Here is a 496-nt window from a genome sequence, read left to right as displayed (position 1 = left end):
CCCTGATACTGACGCAATGTTTCCTGCTGCGGTTTGCCATGTTCCACCTTCCTTTGGTTTCGCTCATGGGGGTTCAAAGGGGGTTCCCCCCTTTGCAAGCGTCCAAGTGGCGTGCCACTTGGGGAGCTTGCCTTCCTCTGTACGATACGGAGCAGGAATACCGCCACAAGGCGGTATTCCTGTCTGCTGTATCGTTCGGGGAAGTGGGCGCTTATCCGGCCTTGCCGCTGTTTGCGTCGATCCACTTTATAAACTGCTCCTTTCCTACGATCAGCCGCTTTCCGATGTGCAGGGTTGGGAAACCGTACGAGTGCATCAGTTCATATGCTCCCGTTCTGGAAATGCCTAACGCCTGCGCCACCATATCGGCAGTCAATGTTACGGGTAGTTCCTCGTATGATGTTTGCGTCTGCTTCATGCGTTCCTCCTTATTCTGTTTTCAATGTGCGATAGTGCGTAAACCGTGGATATTCCACCTCCTTCCACCAAACAATAT

2 protein-coding genes are annotated in these 496 nt (G+C 52.6%); both read right to left on the bottom strand.

Annotated features, from left to right (window positions below):
* Positions 1-245: hypothetical protein (locus CHK_RS16825; RefSeq protein WP_207641774.1), on the bottom strand; the 245-nt coding region annotated here is incomplete at its 3' end.
* Positions 212-418: a helix-turn-helix domain-containing protein gene (locus CHK_RS06150; protein ID WP_046443023.1), complete on the bottom strand. Its 207-nt coding sequence runs from the start codon at positions 416-418 to the stop codon at positions 212-214. The genes CHK_RS16825 and CHK_RS06150, both read right to left, overlap by 34 nt.
* Positions 419-496 lie beyond the last annotated feature (78 nt).

Origin of the sequence: Christensenella hongkongensis, assembly GCF_000981035.1 — a bacterium.
Taxonomy (GTDB): Bacteria; Bacillota; Clostridia; order Christensenellales; family Christensenellaceae; genus Christensenella; species Christensenella hongkongensis.
The sequence above is the reverse complement of the archived record's forward strand: the minus strand, read 5'-3'. Positions and strand labels throughout refer to the sequence as shown.